12 protein-coding genes are annotated in these 19,548 nt (G+C 69.5%); 10 read left to right on the top strand and 2 right to left on the bottom strand.

Annotation, left to right across the window (positions count from 1 at the left end; genetic code table 11):
* Nucleotides 1–32 precede the first annotated feature (32 nt).
* The 7 genes from G6O69_RS30975 (at nucleotide 33) to G6O69_RS30945 (ending at nucleotide 8,936) form a co-directional block, all read left to right on the top strand.
* On the top strand, nucleotides 33–2,114 hold the full coding sequence (locus G6O69_RS30975; RefSeq protein WP_172307076.1) for a serine/threonine-protein kinase: 2,082 nt from the start codon (nucleotides 33–35) through the stop codon (nucleotides 2,112–2,114).
* Nucleotides 2,011–2,493, top strand: coding sequence for a hypothetical protein (locus tag G6O69_RS30970; RefSeq protein WP_172307075.1), 483 nt, complete (start codon nucleotides 2,011–2,013; stop codon nucleotides 2,491–2,493). Before G6O69_RS30975 ends, G6O69_RS30970 begins: the two co-directional genes overlap by 104 nt.
* A 200-nt stretch (nucleotides 2,494–2,693) precedes the next feature.
* On the top strand, nucleotides 2,694–4,388 hold the full coding sequence (locus tag G6O69_RS30965) for an N-acetylmuramoyl-L-alanine amidase (protein WP_172307074.1): 1,695 nt from the start codon (nucleotides 2,694–2,696) through the stop codon (nucleotides 4,386–4,388).
* Nucleotides 4,385–5,614, top strand: a complete 1,230-nt coding sequence (locus G6O69_RS30960; RefSeq protein WP_172307073.1) for an LpqB family beta-propeller domain-containing protein — start codon at nucleotides 4,385–4,387, stop codon at nucleotides 5,612–5,614. The genes G6O69_RS30965 and G6O69_RS30960 overlap by 4 nt, the downstream gene beginning before the upstream one ends.
* 66 nt (nucleotides 5,615–5,680) lie before the next feature.
* Nucleotides 5,681–7,231, top strand: a complete 1,551-nt coding sequence (locus G6O69_RS30955) for an ATP-binding protein (protein ID WP_346017107.1) — start codon at nucleotides 5,681–5,683, stop codon at nucleotides 7,229–7,231.
* A gap of 419 nt (nucleotides 7,232–7,650) precedes the next feature.
* Entirely contained in the window at nucleotides 7,651–8,079 is a 429-nt protein-coding gene (locus G6O69_RS30950) for a hypothetical protein (protein WP_172307071.1), read from the top strand.
* Nucleotides 8,076–8,936: an STAS domain-containing protein gene (locus tag G6O69_RS30945; RefSeq protein WP_172307070.1), complete on the top strand. Its 861-nt coding sequence runs from the start codon at nucleotides 8,076–8,078 to the stop codon at nucleotides 8,934–8,936. Before G6O69_RS30950 ends, G6O69_RS30945 begins: the two co-directional genes overlap by 4 nt.
* A 66-nt stretch (nucleotides 8,937–9,002) precedes the next feature.
* On the opposite strand, the gene G6O69_RS30940 is transcribed toward G6O69_RS30945, so the two are convergent.
* Entirely contained in the window at nucleotides 9,003–9,647 is a 645-nt protein-coding gene (locus tag G6O69_RS30940; RefSeq protein ID WP_172307069.1) for a sterol desaturase family protein, read from the bottom strand.
* Between the two features lie 291 nt (nucleotides 9,648–9,938).
* Nucleotides 9,939–10,604: a tetratricopeptide repeat protein gene (locus G6O69_RS30935; RefSeq protein WP_172307068.1), complete on the bottom strand. Its 666-nt coding sequence runs from the start codon at nucleotides 10,602–10,604 to the stop codon at nucleotides 9,939–9,941.
* 73 nt (nucleotides 10,605–10,677) lie between these two features.
* On the opposite strand from G6O69_RS30935, the gene G6O69_RS30930 reads away from it, so the two are divergent.
* Genes G6O69_RS30930 through G6O69_RS30920 form a run of 3 tightly spaced genes read left to right on the top strand, consistent with a single transcriptional unit; the run spans nucleotide 10,678 to nucleotide 19,529 of the window.
* Nucleotides 10,678–13,095, top strand: a complete 2,418-nt coding sequence (locus tag G6O69_RS30930; RefSeq protein WP_172307067.1) for a hypothetical protein — start codon at nucleotides 10,678–10,680, stop codon at nucleotides 13,093–13,095.
* Nucleotides 13,055–13,966, top strand: a complete 912-nt coding sequence (locus G6O69_RS30925) for a sulfotransferase domain-containing protein (protein WP_172307066.1) — start codon at nucleotides 13,055–13,057, stop codon at nucleotides 13,964–13,966. Before G6O69_RS30930 ends, G6O69_RS30925 begins: the two co-directional genes overlap by 41 nt.
* Nucleotides 13,967–14,009: 43 nt before the next feature.
* Entirely contained in the window at nucleotides 14,010–19,529 is a 5,520-nt protein-coding gene (locus G6O69_RS30920; protein ID WP_172307065.1) for an AAA family ATPase, read from the top strand.
* Nucleotides 19,530–19,548 lie beyond the last annotated feature (19 nt).

Raw genomic sequence — 19,548 nt, 5'->3', positions numbered from 1 at the left:
CAGAGGCCCAGACCCGTGCCCCTGCGACAGAGTTGATTGATCTCGGCGAGGGAGACATCGTCCTCGACGACGACCCCTTCGTCCCTGGCCCCGAGCTCCCCCCGCTGCGCGGGCGCTATCACCTGGAGGAGGTCCTCGCCCGCGGTGGGGTGGGGGTGATCTATCTCGCCAGGGATCTCGAGCGTGGTGAGCAGGTGGTCGTCAAGCTGCTCTCGATGACGACCTGCGGGGACCCCGTTCAGCGCGCGCGCCTCGAACTCGAGGCCAAGGCCACGGCGGGCATCGAGCACCCCAACATCGTCGATGTCCTCGACGCGGGGGTGCTCGGCTCCGGTCAGCCCTTCATGGTCCTCGAGCGCCTCGAGGGCGAGTCGCTGTCCGAGCTGCTCGCCCGAGACAAGCGGCTGCCGATGGCCGAGGCGCTCGAGCTGTGTGTCGAGATCGCCCGAGGGCTGGCGGCAGCGCACGCGCGGGAGATCGTCCACCGCGACGTGAAGCCTGCCAATGTCTTCTTGCTCGCCACGAAGGACTCGAACGGAGGAGAGGCGCTGGAGGGCGCGGGCGAAGAGGTGGCTTCGGACGAAGAGGGCGCCTCGGGAGAGGAGCGCGCTCCGGGAGGAGAGAGTGCCTCGGACGAAGAGGGCACTCCGGACGAAGAGGGCACTCCGGACGAAGAGGGCGCCTCAGACGAAGAGGGCACTTCGGACGAGGAGGACGCTCCAGAAGAAGAGGGTGCTCCAGGAGAAGAGGGTGCTCCAGGAGAAGAGGACGCTTCGGGAGAGGAGGACGCTTCGGGAGAGGAGGACGCTTCGGAAGAAGAAGACGCCTCGGAAGAAGAGGACGCTTCGGACGAGGAAGAAGCCTCGAACGAAAAGGGAACCTCGGGCGAAGAGGGTGCTGCGGACGAAGAAGAAGCCTCGAACGAAGAGGGCGCTTCGAAAGAAGAGGGCGCCTGGGGTGAGGAGCGTGCGGCGTCCGCCGCCAAGGCGACCGAAGCGCGCGAGGAGGGGTCTTCGGGCGAGCCGCGGCTGCGCCTCAAGCTGCTCGACTTCGGGACCGCGAGGATCCTCGACGAGCTCGTCATGGACACCCGGATCACACCCGAGGGCGACATCTTCGGCTCGCCCTTCTACATGGCGCCGGAGCAGTGCGAGGGCGGTGAGATCGACGCGCGCGTGGACATCTATTCGCTGGGCGCGACCTTGGTGCATCTGCTCACCGGGCGGCCGCCCTTCCTGGGTAAGAACATGGTCGAGATCATGGCCAAGCACGTGCAGCGAAAGCCGCCGACGCTGGCCGCCCGAGGGCTCGAGGTGCCGGCGGCGCTCGAGGAGCTGATCGCCCGCTGTCTGGCCAAGGCGCCCGAGGAGCGCTACGCGAACGCCGAGGCCCTGATCGTCGCGCTAGAGGGGGTTCGCGCGGCCTTGCCCGCCGATCCCGAGGCTGGGGAGAGCGCCAACGCGGAGGGGGACGAGGGGGGAGGAGAGGGGGCGACGACGCGGGGCGATCTGGACGCCGACAGCTCCGGTGTGCGGGACCGCGCTCCGCATGAGGCAGAGGAGACACAAAGGGGGGGCGCGGCCTCGAACCGGCGCGTCCAGCGGTCTTGGTATTCGTGGCTAATCATGCTCCTGCTAGCGATTTTGGCGGTGTTTTTAGGGCTCACCGCACACTGCGGACCCCCGCCTGCGCGGGGCACTAGCGGGGGGTCCGGGCACCCTGGCAGTGCGACTCGGGATGCGCTACGTTCCTCCAGCTACACGCGCAGCCGCTCTCGACGACTGAATTCCGTCGGTGACGCAGGCGCGAGCGAGGGAAGAGAGCGATCCGCAGTCCAAGTCACCTTCGTCACACCGTCGATCATGAGCCGTCAGGGTCATGGTGCGGTCGACGAGGGAGCGGATCGAATTGAGCTTCCGTCGTGCCCTCTTGGTGAGGCGAGTGCTGACCAAAGTGGGGCTGCGTCCGTCGTCGACGGCGTGAGCGCTGCGTGCAGCGAAGGAGAACCGCATGGGTCGAGGAAACCGTTCAGCAGCCAAACGCAGGCGCGAGGCCGATCGCGCACGACAAAAACAAGACAAAGCCGAGCGCAAGCGCCAGCGCAAGGCAACTAGCACCGGAGGCATCGAGATCGCCTCGGTCGAAGACATCCAGACGGTCGCGGTCAACACCGAGGTATCGGAGATCCGCGCCGACGGGACGGTGCTCAGTGGTGATGAAGATCTCCAGGCTGCTTCGAATGGTGAACCCTGCCGGCTCTTCGTCGGTGGACTGAGCTGGGAGACCAACTCTCAGGAGCTTCGCGAGGCCTTCGCCGATGTCGGCGACGTCATCGAGGCCACCGTGGTCCTCGACCGCGACACCGGCCGCTCGCGGGGCTTTGGCTTCGTGACCATGGGTAGCCGCAAACAAGCGATGGAGGCCATGCGCGGGCTCAACGGTACCGAGCTCGATGGTCGCTCGATCCGCATCGACATGGCGACCGAGCGCTGACATTGAGCGCTGAGCTCGTGTTGACGCGGTGCCTTCGCGTAAAACACGCGACATAACATCGTCTGAAAAGCTTGTAAGCAAAAAGGGGCCAGCTCGTGACTGTACGAGCTGGCCGTTTTTTTGGTTGACCCGTAAGTGGACCCAGGATACTTGAACACTGCGTCACACATGTAGGCAAAAAACCTACGGAGTCAGACACGATGCGCCGCCTGCACAAATCCTTCCTCCCCCTCGCCCTCATCACCCCTTTCATGATCACCGCGTGCGACGACGGCGATCGTGACTTCGATCCTGGCATCTCCGACGGCGACGGGGGCGCCGATGGCAGCGACACCGAGGGCTTCGAAACGGACACCAACGGCACCAGCGAGGACTCGCTGCCTGCGATGTTCGACGCCGCGAGCCTCGAGTTCGACGTGCCCTCGGAGCTGCTGCGCGCCATCGCCAGCGTCGAGACGCAGTGGCAGATGGTGCACGGCGTGGTCGAGTTCGACGGCAAGGAAGAGGTCGCGATCGGTCTGATGGGTCTACGCGGCGAGATGCTCGACGAGGGCGCCGCGCTGGCTGGGGTGAGCAAGGCCGACGCTGGCGGCGAGGAGCGCGAGAACATCCGCGCCGCCGCGGCGCTGCTCTCGTCCATGGCCGACCAGTACGGCGTCGCGGACCGCAACGACCTTCAGGCCTGGGCGCCGGTGCTCGCCGAGTACAGCGGCATCGAGCAGGAGATCGGCCAGCAGGCCTACATCAACGACGAGGTCATGGCGGCCGCGGCTGGCGTGGGTCTGACCGCCGACGACGAGCGCGAGGTGGTCTACGACGGTGACGAGCCGCTGACCGTCGCCGAGGGCCCCGACTACGCGAAGGCCATCTGGCGGGCCTCGCCCAACTACAGCACGCGGCCCTCGGGCAGCTCGGGCGACCCCTCGATGGTCATCATCCACACCTGCGAGGGCACCTATAGCGGCTGCTGGTCGTGGCTGACCAACTCCGCCGCTGGCGTCAGCGCGCACTACGTGGTCAACAACACCGGCTCCGAGATCTCGCAGCTGGTCGAGGAGTCCAAGAAGGCCTGGCACATCGGGGCCAAGTACGACTGCACGAACAACAGCAGCGTCGACTGTGCCCTCGACGGCCTGAGCAGCAACAACTTCACCATCGGCATCGAGCACGCCGGCTACAGCAGCCAGGCGAGCTGGGACGGTGGGGTGATCGACGCCTCGGCCGAGCTGGTCTGCGACATCACCAAGGACAACGACATCGCGCGGGACAAGTACCACATCGTGGGCCACGGGCAGCTTCAGCCCTACAACCGCACCGATCCCGGAGAGGCCTGGCCGTGGGACGACTACCTGGCGCTGATCAACGACTACTGCGGTGACGGTGTCGATCCGGAGCCGGATCCCGATCCGGAGCCGGATCCCGATCCCGATCCCGATCCCGATCCCGATCCCGAGCCCTCCGACGGCGACGTCTCGATCATCATCGACAGCAACGACAGCCTCAACGGCTCCGACGCCGAGATGAACGTCTCGAGCAACTGGGTGTCCTCGAGCGGCCCGACCGACTACGAGACCGGCTACTGGTGGCGCTCGACCGAGGCCACCTCCGACGCCGCCGTGTTCAAGTTCTACCTCGAGGAGGCCGCCGAGCTCACCGTCGAGGCCTGGTGGACCTCGGGCACCAACCGCTCCGTCGCGGCGCCCTTCCTGATCTACAACGCCTCCGAGGAGAAGATCGGCACGGTCAAGGCCAACCAGCAAGAAGGTGGTGGCGAGTGGAACACCCTCGGGACCTACCAGTTCGAGGCCGGCTGGAACCACGTCGACCTGTCCTGCTGGGCGACCTCCGGCTACGTGGTCGTCGCCGACGCCATCCGCGTGACCTCGGCCCAGTGAGCACCACGAAGCATCGTGAGGAGGGGAGCCGGCGACGGCTCCCCTTTCTTCTCTCTGCGCTCCTGCCGATCTGCTCTGCGTCGGCCTGCGGCCAGGGATCCAAGTCGAGCGAGTCGTCTGCGCAGGCGCGAGCTGGGCAGGACGCCGCCGCCGGTGGCGAGGCTGCGCCTGCCGACCTGGGCCCGCCGGCTTGCGGCCAGGTGGCCTACGTGGCCAGCGAGGGGGGCAGCCAGCACATCGAGCTCGTCCCCGCGTCCGGCGGTGAGGCGCGTGTGATGCCCGCGGTCATGGCCGGGGAGGGCTGGAGGGACTTCCCCGCCGAGGTCTCGCCGGACGGACGCAGCTTGCTGGTGCTCAGCGCCTTCGCGCTGCCCGAGGGCAAGTCCAGCGATCGCTTCGCGCTCGTCGAGCTCGACAGCGCGGCCGATCCCAAGCTGGTCGGGCCCGAGGGCGCGTCGCTGCGCAACCCGAGCTGGTCGCCCGACGGGCGCTGGCTCGCCTATGAGAGCGACGCCAGCAGCTTTCGCGACATCTACCGTCTCGAGCTCGCGTCGGGGGCGACGCTGCGCCTGACCAACGATCCTCAGGGCAACTTCGAGCCGGCGATCTCTCCCGAGGGCGGGCGGATCGCCTTCGTGTCGAGCCGGGATGGCAACGCCGAGATCTATGTCATGAGCGCCGATGGAGGCGACCCGCGGCGGCTGACGCGGAGCAAGGGAGACGACTCCGAGCCTGCGTGGTCTCCCGACGGCGCGCGCCTTGCCTTCCTCAGCGCGCGAGACCGCGCCAGGGGGATCGATGTATTCGTCATGGGCGCCGAGGGAGAGGACCCAAAGCCGCTGCTCGCGAACGCGCGCGAGGGAGGAATCATCGCCAGTGATCTCGCGTGGTCTCCGGATGGGACACGGCTGGCCTTCGCCGAGCTCGCGTCGAAGGGCAAGGGGGGCGCGGTGGTGATCGTCGACGTCGAACACGGGACGGAGATCGTGCGTACCAGCACGGGCAAGGTCGATGAACAGCCTGTATGGTCGTCTGATGGGCACCACGTGGCGTTCTCGAGCGGCCATCAGGATCATGTACGGATAATGCGCATGACGGTCGAGGGGGGCGCGGTCGAGGCGCTCACGGCCGAGGGGCTCCACTGGCTCCCGCGGTGGATCGCCGATTCGCATTGCCCGCATGCTGCGCCTTTGCGCGCACCTCGAGCTGTGAGCGATCAGGGCTGAGCTGCGCGAGCCGACCTCGGGGTCGGGCGCGAGGAGCGTTGCGACGCTCGCCCCAACTGCGCGACCATGGGGCCTGGAGGTCACTTGGCTATGGACGGCGCCAATGAGATGCAGGGAGTCAATACGGGTGATTTGAGAGCGCGAGAGATCGAGCGAGCTCGATTCTTCGAACTCTCGCTCGATTTGTTGTGTGTGGCCGGACTCGACGGCTACTTCAAAGAGATCAACCCGTCTTTCTCCAGGGTGCTCGGCTACTCGGAGGCCGAGCTGCTCGCGCAGCCGCTGATCGACTTCGTGCACCCGGAGGATCGCGCGGACACCAGTCATGCCTTCGAGCGCCTGGCCGGCGGGGAGCCGCTGATCGACTTCGAGAACCGCTATCGCTGCAAGGACGGCGAGCTGCGGACCCTCGAGTGGCGCGCCGTGGTCGACTCGCCCGGCGAGCAGATCCACGCCATCGCGCGCGATGTGACCGAGCAGCACGGCCTGCGCGCGCAGCTGCTCCAGTCGCAGAAGCTCGAAGCGGTCGGCCAGCTGGCTGGCGGCTTGGCGCACGACTTCAATAATCTGATGCTGGCGATCATCGCCAACGCTTCTTTTGCGCGGGAGCACGAGGCGGTCACCGGCGAGCTCGAGGAGTACGTCTGCGAGATCGAGCAGGCGGCCAAGCGCGCGGCCGACCTGACCCGTCAGCTGCTGGCCTTCAGCCGCCGGCGCACGATGAAGCGCGAGCCCGTGGATCTCAACGCCCTGGTCACCGAGCTCCACCGGATGCTGCGCCGGCTGATCCCCGAGAGCGTCGAGCTGGTGTTCGAGCCGACCTTTGGGATCCCGCTGATCGAGGGCGACCTCAGCCAGCTCGAGCAGGTCCTGGTCAACCTCTGCCTCAACGCCCGGGACGCGATGCCCGAGGGCGGGCGGATCGTGGTCAGCACGGGCTACGCGGGGACGCCGGAGCGCGAGGATCGATCGTGGCTGCGGCTGCGCGTGGCCGACAACGGCTCGGGCATGGTCCCGGAGATCCGCGAGCGCGTGTTCGAGCCCTTCTTCACCACCAAGAAGAAGGGCGAGGGCACCGGCCTTGGCCTGGCCATGGCCTACGGGATCGTCGAGCAGCACGGCGGCTCGATCAGCGTGGAGTCGACGCCGGACGAGGGCTCGGTCTTCGAGATCGAGCTGCCGGTCACCAAGGGCGCGCGCAGGAAGACCAAGCCCGCGCGGCGAGCCGAGGCGCCGGGCGGCAGCGAGACCGTGCTGATCGCCGAGGACGAAGAGATCGTCCGCAAGGTCATCTCGGGCATGCTGCGGCGCAACGGCTACGCGGTGATCAACACGGCCGACGGCAACGCGGCGCTGCGCGCTTACGAGGAGCACCGCGAGGAGATCGCCATGGTGCTCGTCGACGTGGTCATGCCGGGGATGAGCGGCCCCGAGCTGGCGGCGGCGCTGCGCGTGCTCGATCCCGAACTCCCCGTGCTCTTCACCAGCGGCTACAACCAGGACGGTCGTTTGCGCGACATCCTGCCCGAAGGCGCGCGCCTGCTCGACAAGCCCTTCCAGGAGTCGGAGCTGCTGCGGCGGGTCCGACAGGTGCTCGATCACAAGCCAACCGACTGACGGCCCACTGGCTTCGCGGGCCGCGACTCGGCCGTGATGTCGGGGCGGTCACGAGAGCGCTCGGCGGGCCGCTGCGCTGCGCAGACTGCCTGGTCAGCATGGCGCCTCGTGCCCGCGATTGCGCGCGTGAATGGCGTTATGGGGTCAGGGCCAAAGAGGCGCGAAGCGAAGCTGTATTTGTGGTGTGTGATGCAGCGGATCCTACAGTCGGGCAGACTCTCGGTAATGCACACACCAGACCTTGGTTTGGGCGCCGTCTGGACGCGCCCGAGCGGATTTGGCGCGGCCCTCGTGGCTGTGAACCTCGCTTTCGCGGCCTCCCTCGCGGCGATATTCTGCATGCCTGGGTCACCCAGGCAGGACGACACATCGTGGTAGTGCTCAAAAAATCGACCGATACAAAGACTGGAATCTCGGTAGTGCGGACGGGGGATCTGGTCGAGACCTACAACATCATGGGCAAGAAGATCCACGTGGTCGACGCCTCGCGGGCCGGCGAGGGGATCATGATCCACCGGTGGTTCGCCGAGGTCTTCGACGACGAGATCAAGGAGGTCCTCGGCGGACACTTTGCCGATGAGTTCATCGCCAGGGGCTGCGCGCTGCTGCTCGCGGATCTGTCCGAGTGGGAGGTCAGCTGGGACGGGGTCAACGACTGGCTGCGCGACGACTTGATGCCGCGGCTCTACGCTGCGGGCCTGCGCCACCTCGCCGTGGTGGTCGCGCCCACCGAGGTCACGGAGTCGAACCGCTTCGCGGCGGAGCGCTTCAGCACCGAGAACCCGGGGGTCGACTCGTCCTTCTACTCGGAGGAGGCGGCGGTCGAGTGGCTGAAAAAGCAACCATGAGCGCGGCGCAGGCAGCTCGTGGGCGCGAGTGGTTGCGCGAGCTCCTCGACAGCTTGCGCCAGGGCGTGATCCTCTACGATCTCGACGGCCGCCTCGTCGACCTCAACGCCCGCGCGCGCGAGCTGCTGGGCCTCGACGCGGACACGGTCTCGCGCCTGGCGATGACCGAGGTCGAGCTCGGTGAGCGCGCCGAGAGCCACCCGATCCCCCCGCTCGCGCGGCTGTGGCCGGCGATCCTCGGCGGCGAGCACAAGCGCAGCAACTTCGAGGCCGCGGGCCCGGTGGTCGACCTCGAGTTCCTCGGCGATCGCGTGACCATCGGGGGCGAGCCCTTCGTGCGCATCGAGCTGCGTGACGACACCATCCACCGGCGCTCCACGAAGGCGCTGATGGACAGCAAAAAGCAGCTCGAGCAGGGCGTGCTGGTGCGGACGCGCGAGCTTCAGGCCAAGATGCGGCTGATCGAGCAGCAGCAGCAGGAGCTGCGCGAGCTCTCGACCCCAGTGATCCAGGTCTGGGAGGGGATCTTGGTGCTCCCGCTGATCGGCGAGGTCGACCACGAGCGGGCGACGCAGGTCACGGAGAGCATCCTCGCGGCGATCGTGCGCACCTCCTCGCGGCAGGTGATCATCGATCTGACCGGGGTGCCCTCCCTCGACGAGGAGGCCTCGGCGGCGCTCTTGCGGACCATCGAGGCCGTCCGTCTGCTCGGCGGGGACTCCTCGCTCACGGGCATCTCGCCGGCGATCGCGAGGGCGCTCGTGCGTGGCGACCTCGAGCTGACGGACTCGGTGCGGATCTTCGCGAACCTTCAGGCGGCGCTGAAGGCCGCGATGAACCGACAGCGAGGCCGCTGAGCCCGGGGGGGGCGTCAGCGGCCTTTTGCTGGCTGCCAGGGGCAGCAGGGCTGGCTGCGGGGTCGCTCAGCGCCGGCCGTCGCGGGGCACGGTGCCGAACACATAGTCCCAAAGCGGCGACGAGACCCCGAAGTACTGCTCGTGATCCTTGAAGTGGTGGAGCATGTGGTGGCGACGCAGCATCCGCCCCCAGCGCGTGCGCGCCCTGCCGGCGTGGGTCCACCAGTGGGTCATGTCGTACCAGAGGTAGCCGATAGCGAAGCCCGCGAAGGAGGGCAGGGCGACCTCGTAGCCGAAGAGCAGCCAGGCGAGGCCCCAAAACAGCCCGGCCGGCACGGCGCTGGCCCCCGGGGGCATGACGAGGCGGTAGAGGTCGTTGGGGTAGATGTGGTGGTAGCCGTGGATGATGTAGTGCAGGCGCGGCAGGCCTTGGTAGTGGAAGGCCACCCGGTGCAGCCAGTACTCGGCGAAGGACCACACGAACACGCCGAGGAACACGAGCCCGACGATCGCGCCAGCGCTCAGCGAGGTGGAGGTCGCGCTGAGGTAGAGGACCCACAGCACGATCGGCCCGTAGACCAACAAGGGCACGCTGCCGTGGCAGCGCGAGAAGAATTCGAAGAAGTCGCTCTCGAAGTAGCGGCTGGAGCCCTTGCGGTGGATCTCGTAGCCAGGGTTACTCAGCTCGTCGCTGGAATGCTTGGACTGCATGGCTGAAAACTCGGCGTTGGCAGAACAGCACCAAACGCCGCTTGGCGCAAGCTCGCGCGGTCACAGATGGCTTTTTGCGGGCTTGGGCTCGACCTCGGGTCGGCTCACAATGGGCGCGCGTCGAGGCACGCAAGCGGGTGTTCATGCTCACGATTCTCGAGGTCGACGATCAATGGGCCGGCGCCGGCGCCGTGGGGCTGGCTGCGTGGTCCCCGATGCGCTGGTCGTCGAGCGCGTGGTGACCTCGCGGCGCTCGCCGGAGCCGCTCGCCGAGCGCTGAGCCGCTCGGGCTCAGTTCGAATCCGCGAGGGTGTCCTCGAGCTCGCCGAGCAGCGACTCGGCCTCGGGCAGCTCGCCGCCGGCGAGCGCGAGGGCCTGGCGGGCGAGCTCGAGGCTGTCGGCGTAGCGCCCGAGGTTGCGCAAGGTCCTGGCCTTGGCGAGCACGAGGAGCTCCTGATCCTCGTCGCTCTCGGTGCGCTCGAGCTGGGCCTCGAAGGCGTCGAGAGCGTCGAGAGCGGCCTGGCTGCGACCTTGGCCGAGCATGGCGTCGACGAGGTCGAGGACGAGGTCGCTGGTCTGGTGCTCGACGAGGCTCAGGGCCGAGGCGTACTCGTCCTCGGCGGCCTCGTAGTCGCCGCGCTCGAAGTAGTAGTCGCCGGCGGTCCGGTGCCACAGCACCAGGGCGCGCTCGTCTTCGGGGTCGGCCCCCTCGAGCAGCTCGGCCGAGGCTTCGAAGCGCTTCATCTTGAGCAGCGCGTGGGCGAGGAGCATGCGCGCGGGGAAGTTGTCGGGGGCGTGCTCGAGGTAGTCGCGGCAGCGTCGCTCGAGCAGCGAGTGGGCGCCGCGCTCGAAGGCCGCGACGGCTTGCTTCCAGATCTCTTGCGTGCTCGTGCTCTCTAGCATGGTCGACTCGCTGCGGCCGAGGATAGCGCCGCAGCCGTGCTTGCGTATGGCCATTTGATCAGCTGATTTCGTGGGCGCGCCGACGCTCCTGGGTGCACGTCGCGCGCATGCCGGGCATACTCGCCACGTGTCGGCCGTGCTGACCTGGCTGCGTCGTGTGTCCGCAGAGCCCGCCTTGCGCCGGCGCGCGCTGCTCTTCGTGCTGACCCTGGCGCTGAGCTTCGTGCCCATGGCGGGGACCTTGGGCTACTTCTCGGGGCTGATCCTGGCGCCGATCCTCAGCTTGCTGGCGGCGGCGGCGGGCGTCGACGCCGTGCGGGCGGTGCGTGAGCGCGCGCCCCAGGGGACCATCGGCAGGGACGTGCTGTGGCAAGTCGCCGGGCTGGCCGGGCGGGATCTCGCGTGGCTCGTGGGGATCGCCCTGGGCGTTCTCACCCTCGGCGCGCTGTGGAACCGCAACTGCGATCTCCTCGGCGGGGCGCTCTACTTCCTGCTCGGCCCCGCGCTCTCGGGCCTGCTCGGGCTGAGCGCGGGGATCGTCGGTGGGGTGGTGGTCGGTGACCAGCGCGAGCGCAGGACCCAGCTGCTCGTGGCCTGGGTGCCGTTCGCGTTTTGTGTGGTCGTCGGTCTCGCGCGGCTCTACTTCGCGCCGGTGGTCTACGCCTACGATCCCTTCTTTGGCTGGTACGCCGGGCCGATCTACGACGAGAGCATCGCGATCGGCCCGCGCTACCTGCTGTTTCGCGCCTACAACCTGCTCGTCGCCGGCGGGGCGTGGTCGCTGCTGCGCGCCGGGGTCAACGGCCAGCTGCGCCTGCGCCTGCGCTGGCTGCTGGTGGACGCCCGCGCCCGCGCGCGCACGCTGCTCGCCGCGCTGCTCTTGCTCGTCGGCGGGGCGGTCGGCCTCAGCGGCGCGCGCTGGGGGTTCACGGCCAACCGCGAGAGCATCGCCGCGGTCCTGTCGGCGACCTACGAGACCGAGCACTTCGTCATCCACTACGTCCCGACCTCGCTCACCGCCCGCGAGATCGTGATGGTCGCCGCCGAGCACGAGTTCGCCTGGCACGACCTCGAGGCCAAGCTCGGCGTCGCGCCGACGCGCAAGGTCGAGAGCTTCGTGTTCGAAAACGGCAAGCAGCGCCAGGGCCTGCTCGGCGCGGATCGGGTCGAGGTCGCGCCGCCCTGGCGCCAGCAGATGTACCTCAGCCACCGGATCTGGCCGCACCCGGTCATGCCCCACGAACTCGGCCACGCGTTCATGGGCGACGTCGGGGATCCGGTGTTTGGGCTGCCCCTCAACCGCCGGGGCTTCAACGGCGCGCTGGTCGAGGGCGTGCCCACGGCCCTCGCGCCGCGGCCGGCCGACAACCTCGGGCCGCACGAGCAAGCGGCGATCCTCGATCGCCTCGACAAGCGCCCGCCGCTCGCGGCGATCATGGGCGCGGGCTTTTACGGCGCGGCGGCGAGCCGCGCCTACACGGCGGCGGGATCGTTCGTGCTGTGGCTGGCGCAGACCCGCGGCTGGGCCGTGGTCGCCGAGCTCTACGCGAACGCCGGCGATTTTCAGGCGAGCACGGGTGAGGACTTGGTCACGCTCGAGGCCCAGTGGCTGCGCTTCTTGCGGGGCATCGAGCTGCGCCAGCAGGACATCGACGCGCAGGCCCAGCGCTTCGAGCGAGCGTCGGTGTTCCGCCGACCCTGCGCCCACCGGGTGGCGCGCCTGCGTGTCGAGGCGGCGCGGGCACGGCTGCAAGAAGACCGCGGGCAGGCGCTCGCCGCCCAGCGAACCTTGTGCAGCATCGAGCCCGAGTATCCCGCCCACGTGCTCGGCCTCGCCGAGATGCTCGCGCAGTGGGGGGCCGTCGACGAGGCCGCGCAGGCCCTCGATGCCCTCGCCGCCCGCGACGAGCTGACCTCGCCGCTGCGCGCGAAGATCGAAGAGCAGCGCGGAGACACCGCGCTGCTCGCGGGGGAGCTCGAGCTGGCGGGGCAGCACTACCGGGCGGCCCTGGCGTTTGGGCTGTCCGAAGCCGCGCGCCGTGTCCTTCAGATCAAGCTGCGCGCGAGCGAAGATCCGGCGCTCGCGCGCGAGGTGCTCGACTACTTCGGGCCGTTCGAACTCGAGCCCAAGACCACTGCGTACGCCGTAGATCGCCTGTGGACGGCGCTGCGCATCCGCGAGCTGCCGGGGCACTTCACCCTGGGCCGCTACCTCGTGGCCAGGCAGCTGCTCAACTATGCCGCGCCTGCGCAGGCCCTCGAGGTCCTCGCGGCCGAGTCTGCCGGTGAGCCGGAGCTGTGGACCACGGAGCTGCGCCGGGCGGACGCGTGGGCGCGGGTTTCGGCCCTGGTCCAGACTGGCCGGTGGGCCGAAGCCCAGGCGGTGCTCGATCGTCTCGAGGTGCTAGCCGAGGGGGAGGGGCACCGCATGGAGGTCGAGCAGTGGCGAGCGCGCATCGACTTCTTCAGGGGATGGTTCGCAGCTCAGAATGTAGAATTGCCGGGTGAGCGAGGACGACACGGAGGGGGGCGCGCCCTGGATTGATCTCGAGGCCCAAGGCCAGCTGAGCTGGCGCGAGGGGGACATCGTGATCTCGGTGCCGCCCAAGAGCGGGACGACCTGGATGATGAACATCGTGCATCAGCTGCGCACGGGCGGCGATGGCGAGTTCGAGGACATCTACGTCGAGGTCCCATGGTTGGAGTTGGTCGAGGGGCCCGGGCAGACCAGGGAGGAGCGGCTGCGTCGCTGGGACGCGCTGCCCCGCGAGCGCCGGCGCGCGTTCAAGACCCACGCCGCGCCGCCCATGGTGCCCTACGTGGCTCCGGACGCCGGCGGCCCTGCGGTTCAGTACGTGGTCGTGATGCGCAGCCCCGAGGAGGCGGCGGTGTCCATGCGCCCCTTCCTCGCCTCGCACACCCAGGCCTTCCACGAGCTGTGGGGCATGGACGAGATGCACTACGACAGCTTCGCGACCTTCTTCACCGAGATCGTCGAGGGCATCGGCCTGGGCCGGGCCTTCTTCGAGTTCCTGGCCAGCTGGTGGCCGCTGCGCGACCAGCCCAACGTCGAGCTGATCCACTTCTCCGCGCTCAAGCGCGACCCCGAGGGCACGATCCGATCACTCGCCGAGAAGCTGGGCTTCAGCCTCGACGCGGCCCAGTGGCGCCGGGTCCTCGAGCACGTCTCCTTCGCGTGGATGAAGGCCAACCACCGCAAGTTCGACATGCAGGACGTGGCGCAGGTGCCCATCCTGAAAGCGGGCGGGATGGTCCGCAAGGGCCAGGTCGGCAAGGCTCACGAGGAGGGGATGACCGAGGCCTTCGCGGCGCGCTTGCGAGCGTTCAGCGAGGGGATCATCGATGATCCCGTGGCCCTGAGCTGGCTCTACGGCGGTGGCGCCACGACCTCCTGAAAGAGACCTCGGCAGCTTCACAGCTGCGGATACGATAGAGACCTTGTCCGTCCCGCTCGCTGGTTTCAAGACCCTTCACCTGCTGCGCGCGTCCGCGAGGACCCGCGTCTACAAGGCAGAGCGCGTCCGCGATCGTCGGCGGGTGATCGCCAAGGTCTTCGAGGTCGAGGACGAGTCGATGGAGGCCCGGGTCGAGCACGAGCTGCGCGTGCTCGAGGCTCTCGACGTCGACGGGGTCGTCGAGGCTCTGGGGGTCGAGCGCGCGGGGCGGGAGCTCGTGCTCTTGCTCGACTATGTCGCGGGCCAGGACCTCGCCCAGCTCGCCGGCGGCCAGCCCCTGGGCGTCGAGCGCTTCTTGAGCATCGCCTCGAGCCTGGCCAGGATCCTCGCCGAGGTCCACGCCAAGCGCATCGTCCACCGCGACATCAAGCCGAGCAACGTGCTGATCGAGCACGGCAGCGGGCGGGTGGTGCTCGCGGACTTCGGGATCTCGGTGCTGCTCGAGCAAGAGCGCCGCCACGCGGACACGCCCGAGGTGCTGCTCGGCACGCTGCCCTATATCTCGCCCGAGCAGACCGGTCGGCTGCGCCGCGAGGTCGACTTTCGCAGCGACCTCTACTCCCTCGGCGTGACCTTCTACGAGCTGCTGACCGGGCGCCTGCCCTTCGAGGCCTCGAGCGCCCTCGAGGTCGTCCACGCCCACCTCGCGCGGGTGCCCGAGTCGCCGAGCAGGCGCGTCGCGGAGGTCCCCGAGCAGCTCTCGGCGATGGTCATGAAGCTGCTCGCCAAGGCGCCCGAGCACCGCTACCAGTCTGCCCGGGGGCTGCTCGCGGATCTCGAGCGCTTCAGCGCGGCGTGGGCTCGCGGGGATCGAGGTGCGCGCTTCGAGCTCGCGCGCGAGGATCGCTCGCTGGTCCTCCAGCTGCCTCACCAGCTCTACGGCCGCGAGCGCGAGCGGGCGATCCTGCGCGAGGAGCTGAGCGCGGCGATCCGCGAGAGCTCGCGCCGCGTCGTCCTGGTCAGCGGCGCGCCCGGGAGCGGGCGCTCGGCGCTGCTCGCCGACGTCGACAAGGGCTTCAGCGGCCGCGTTCGGCTGCTCATGGGCAAGTTCGAGGAGCTCGGCAGCGACGCGTCCTACGCCGCGATCGTCCGCGCCTTCTCGGCGCACCTCGAGCAGATCCTCGCGCTCGACGACGAGGGCCTGGCGCGCTGGCGCGAGCGCCTGTCGAGCGCGCTGGGCTCCGTCGCGGGGGTGCTGACCGAGCTCGTCCCCGCGCTCGGGCTGATCCTCGGCGAGCGCGAGGCCGTGCCGACGCTGCCGCCGGCCGAGGCGCTGCGCAGGCTGCATCTGGCCTTTGGTCGCCTGGTCACGGCGCTGATGGGCGACGAGCCGCTGATCCTCGCCTTCGATGATCTCCAGTGGGCCGACGGCGCGAGCTTGGGGCTGCTGCTCGCGCTGCTCGAGGGCCGCGGTCCCTTGCTCCTCCTGATCGGCTGGCGCCACGAGCAGGGGCACGTCGGCCGGGCCTACCAGGAGCTCCAGGACGTCGAGGGGCCGCTGGGCACGGAGCTCGTCAGGGCGATCGATCGGCGCAGGCGATCGCTGCGGCGGATCGAGCTCGGGCCGCTGGATCGCGCGAGCTTGGTCCAGCTGCTCGTCGACAGCCTCGGCCGCGCGCCCGAGGAGCTCGAGGTGCTCGTCGCCTACCTCGAGCGCAAGACCGGCAAGCGCCCGCAGCTGGTCCGCCAGCTGCTGCTCTTGCTCGCCGACGAGGGCCTGCTGCGGCCCGAGGCCGAGGGCTGGACCTGGGACATGGAGGCCCTGTCCGAGCTGTCGATCCCCGAGGACGCCCTCGAGATGCTCATGGCTCGCCTCGATCGCCTGGGCGACGAGAACCGGGCGGTGCTCGAGTTCATGGCCTGCGCCGGCGAGCGCTTCGATCCGGGGGTGTTGCTCGCCGACTTCGAGGGGCTCGAGACCCTCGCGCTGATGGGACGCGGGGGTCGCTTCGCGGCGCTGTCGCTGCTCGAGCGCGACGGCTTCATCGACGGGATCGGCCAGGAGTTTCGCTTCGCCCACACGCGGCTGCACAGCCACGTCTACGCGGAGATCGCGGGCGATCGACGCCGGCGCATGCACCGGGCGATCGGCCGCTGGCTGCACGGCCAGGGCGACGACGTCCGGCTCTTCGAGCTCGTCGATCAGCTCAACGCGAGCTTCCCCGCTGGAGATGGGGCGGGGGCGTTCAGCGACGAAGACCGCCGGGAGCTCGCCGCGAACAACCTGCGCGCGGGCGACCGCGCCCTCGCGGCCGGGGTCTGGCAGGCCGCGCGGCGCTACTACGAGCGCGCCGTCGAGGGCGGGCGGCTGCGCGGCGAGCTGGGCTTCCAGGCGCGCTTTGGCCTGGCCCAGTCGCAGCACCTGATGGGTGACTTCGAGGCGGCCGCGCGGCTCTTCGAGGCGCTGGTCGGCGAGGCCCCGGGGGTCGTCGCCCAGACCGCCGTGCTCTCGCGCTGGATCCGGGTGCTCGCCCACACGGGCGAGGCCGCGCGCGGCATCGACATCGGGATCGAGGCGCTGCGCGGCTTTGGCCTCGAGGTCCCGGAGGTGCGCGAGGTGGGCGAGCTGGCGGCGGCGCTGGGGGAGCGGGTCGCCGAATTGGACCTTCGGGTGCTCTTCACCCTGGCCCCGGTCCGCGACGAGCGGGCGCTCGCGATCATGCAGCTGCTGCATGGGCTCAACACCCAGTCCTTCTCCGTCGACCGCGGGCTGTTCATCCACCTGACCCTCGCGCACCTCGAGCTGCTGCTGCGCGAGGGCTACCACAGCTCGGCGCTCGGGGTGCTGCACAACGTCGCCTTCGTGCTCACGGGGCTCCAGGCCTTCGACGCCGCCCGGCGGCTGTGCATCATCGGCCAGGGACTGGTCGAGGCGCGGGGGGCGGAGATCGGGGATCAGCTGCTCGCCGATCGTGCGTGGATGCTCTTCGTGGCCCCCTGCTTCAACCCCTTCGCCGAGATCATCGAGCTGATCGCGGGCGCGCACCAGCGGGCCGTGGAGGTGGGCGAGCGCCTCGACGCGACCTTCAAGGGCGGGATCGGGCTGATCATCGCGTTCGAGGCGGGGATCAACCTGGCGGATACCCGCGCGCTCTTCGAGCGCTTCCACGCCGCGCACCCCGACTGGTGCTCGCGCAGCATGATGACGGTCGCGGGCGGCTCGCGGTGGATCCTCGAGCAGCTCGCGGGGCCCTTCGAGGGGGACCAGGCGTGGCTGCCCGAGATGGCGCCCTGGGGCGACGAGGAGGTCCCGCCGCAGATCCAGTATGGCGCGGCGATCAACCGGATGTGGGCGGCGATGCTCCTGTGCGAGCACGAGCGGGCGTGGGTCGAGGCCGAGCGCCTGGCCGAGGACAGCGAGGTCGTGCTCTTTGGCAGCTGGGCCGAGCCCCGCTTCGCGCTCTTCGATATGGTGCTCTGCGCCGAGCGGATCTGGGTGCAGGGCGAGGACCCGGGCGGGCAGCTGCGCGCCCGGATCGAGCGACGCCTGGAGACGGGGCGGCGCTGGGCTGGTCACGGGCCGGCGAATTTCGGGGCGATCGTCGACATCATGCTCGGGGAGCTGGCCGCCCTCGATGGCGAGCACGGCCAGGCCACAGGGCACTACGAGCAGGCGCGCAAGCGAGCGGGGGAGCGCGGCCGGATCTACCTCGAGGCCATGGCCAGCCTGCGCCTGGCGGCCCTCGCCGAGCGTGAGGGCTGGGACGTGGTCCGCGAGGGGGCGCTGCGCTCGGCCCTCGACTGCTTCGAGCGCTGGGGGGCGTGGCTGGCCGCCGAGCGCGTCGAGGACAGGCTCGGGAGCAGCCTGGGGCGCCGAGGCATGAGCAGGGAGCAGAGCGCGACCCGGACCCCGCTGACGGGGGAGTCCTCCGGCCGCGACCTGCCCTCCCTCGACCTCGCGGCGATCCTCGCCACGGTCCAGACCATCAGCGAGGACCTGCGCCTCGAGGAGGTCCTCACCCGGGTGCTCGACAGCGTGGTCGGCAGCGCCGGTGCGGACCGTGGACTGCTCTTGCTCGAGCTCGACGGCGCGCTGCGGGTGGTCGCCGAGGGCAGCGAGGGCTTGACCTGGGCGCTGCTCGACGAGCCGCTGACCCTCGCGGACGCCCAGGAGCAGATCCCCGCGGCGATCGTCCACTACGTGTCGCGCACGGGCGCGTCCCTGGTCGTCGACGACGCCCTCGAGGAGCCGCGCTTCGCCAGCGATCCCTATATTCGGCGCACGGGCGTGCGCGCGCTGCTGTGCATGCCGATCGTCAAGCAGCGCGCGCGGGTGGGCGTGCTCGTGCTCGAGAACCGGCTCCAGGCGGGGGCCTTCTCCGAGGCTCGGCTCGAGACGGCGAGGATCCTCATCGCCCAGGCGGCGAGCATCCTCGACAACGCGCGGCTCTACGCCGAGCTCGCGCGCAGCGAGGCCCAGTGGCGCTCGCTCGTCGACGGCGCCCCCGATGTGATCACCTTGCTCGACGAGCAGGGGGTGATCGAGTTCATCAATCACCTGGGCGCCTTTGGTGTCGACCCCGAGGGGCTGATCGGCCTGCGCCCCGAGGACATCCTCGATCCGGCCTCGATCCCGCGCTGGCGCGAGGCGATCAGCGAGGTGCTCGGGACCGGGGACGTCTGCGAGGTCGAGCTCAGCTTGGCGCTGGGCGACAACCCTGCGCGGTGGTTCACGACCCACCTGGCGCCGATCCGCGTTGAGGGCCGGCCGATCCGGGTGCTGTCGATCGCCAGGGACATCACCGAGCGCAAGCGCTTCGATCTCCAGGTCCGTCAGCAGCAGCGCCTCGAGTCGATCGGCACGCTGGCGGCGGGCGTCGCCCACGAGATCAACAACCCCGTGCAGGGCATCCTCAACTACGCGGAGCTGATCAGCGAGCGCTCCGACGACGCCGAGACGGTGCTCGAGTTCTCCCGGGAGATCACCGCCGAGTCCCAGCGCGTCGCGACCATCGTCCGCAACCTGCTGGTCTTCGCCCGCCAGGAGCGCGAGCTGAGCTTCGAGGAGGCCGACGTCGCGGTCCTGCTCGAGTCGACGCTCTCGCTGGTTCGTTCGGTGATCCGCAAGGACGCGATCGAGCTGAGCGTGGAGATCGAGGCCGGGGTCGCCCAGGTCCGCTGCCGACCGCAGCAGATCCGTCAGGTGATCATGAACCTGGTGACCAACGCGCGCGACGCCCTCAACGATCGCTACCCCGACTACGACGCCGACAAGCGCCTGGCGATCCGCGTACGCATGGTGTCGCGGTCCTCGGAGGAGGCGCCGGAGGAGCTCGAGGGCTGGGTGCAGATCGTCGTCGAGGACCACGGCGGGGGGATCCCCGAGCAGGTCCGGGCGCACATCTTCGATCCTTTCTTCACCACCAAAGGCCGGGATCAGGGCACGGGGCTGGGCCTGTCGGTCAGCCACGGCATCGTCGTCGAGCACGGCGGGGTCCTGCGCGTGGAGACGGCGGTCGGCGAGGGGACCCGCTTCTTCATCGAGCTGCCGGGCGTCGGCTAGGAGCCCGTGCGAGGCCAGC

This window comes from Pseudenhygromyxa sp. WMMC2535 (assembly GCF_011083025.2).
The sequence above is the reverse complement of the archived record's forward strand: the minus strand, read 5'-3'. Positions and strand labels throughout refer to the sequence as shown.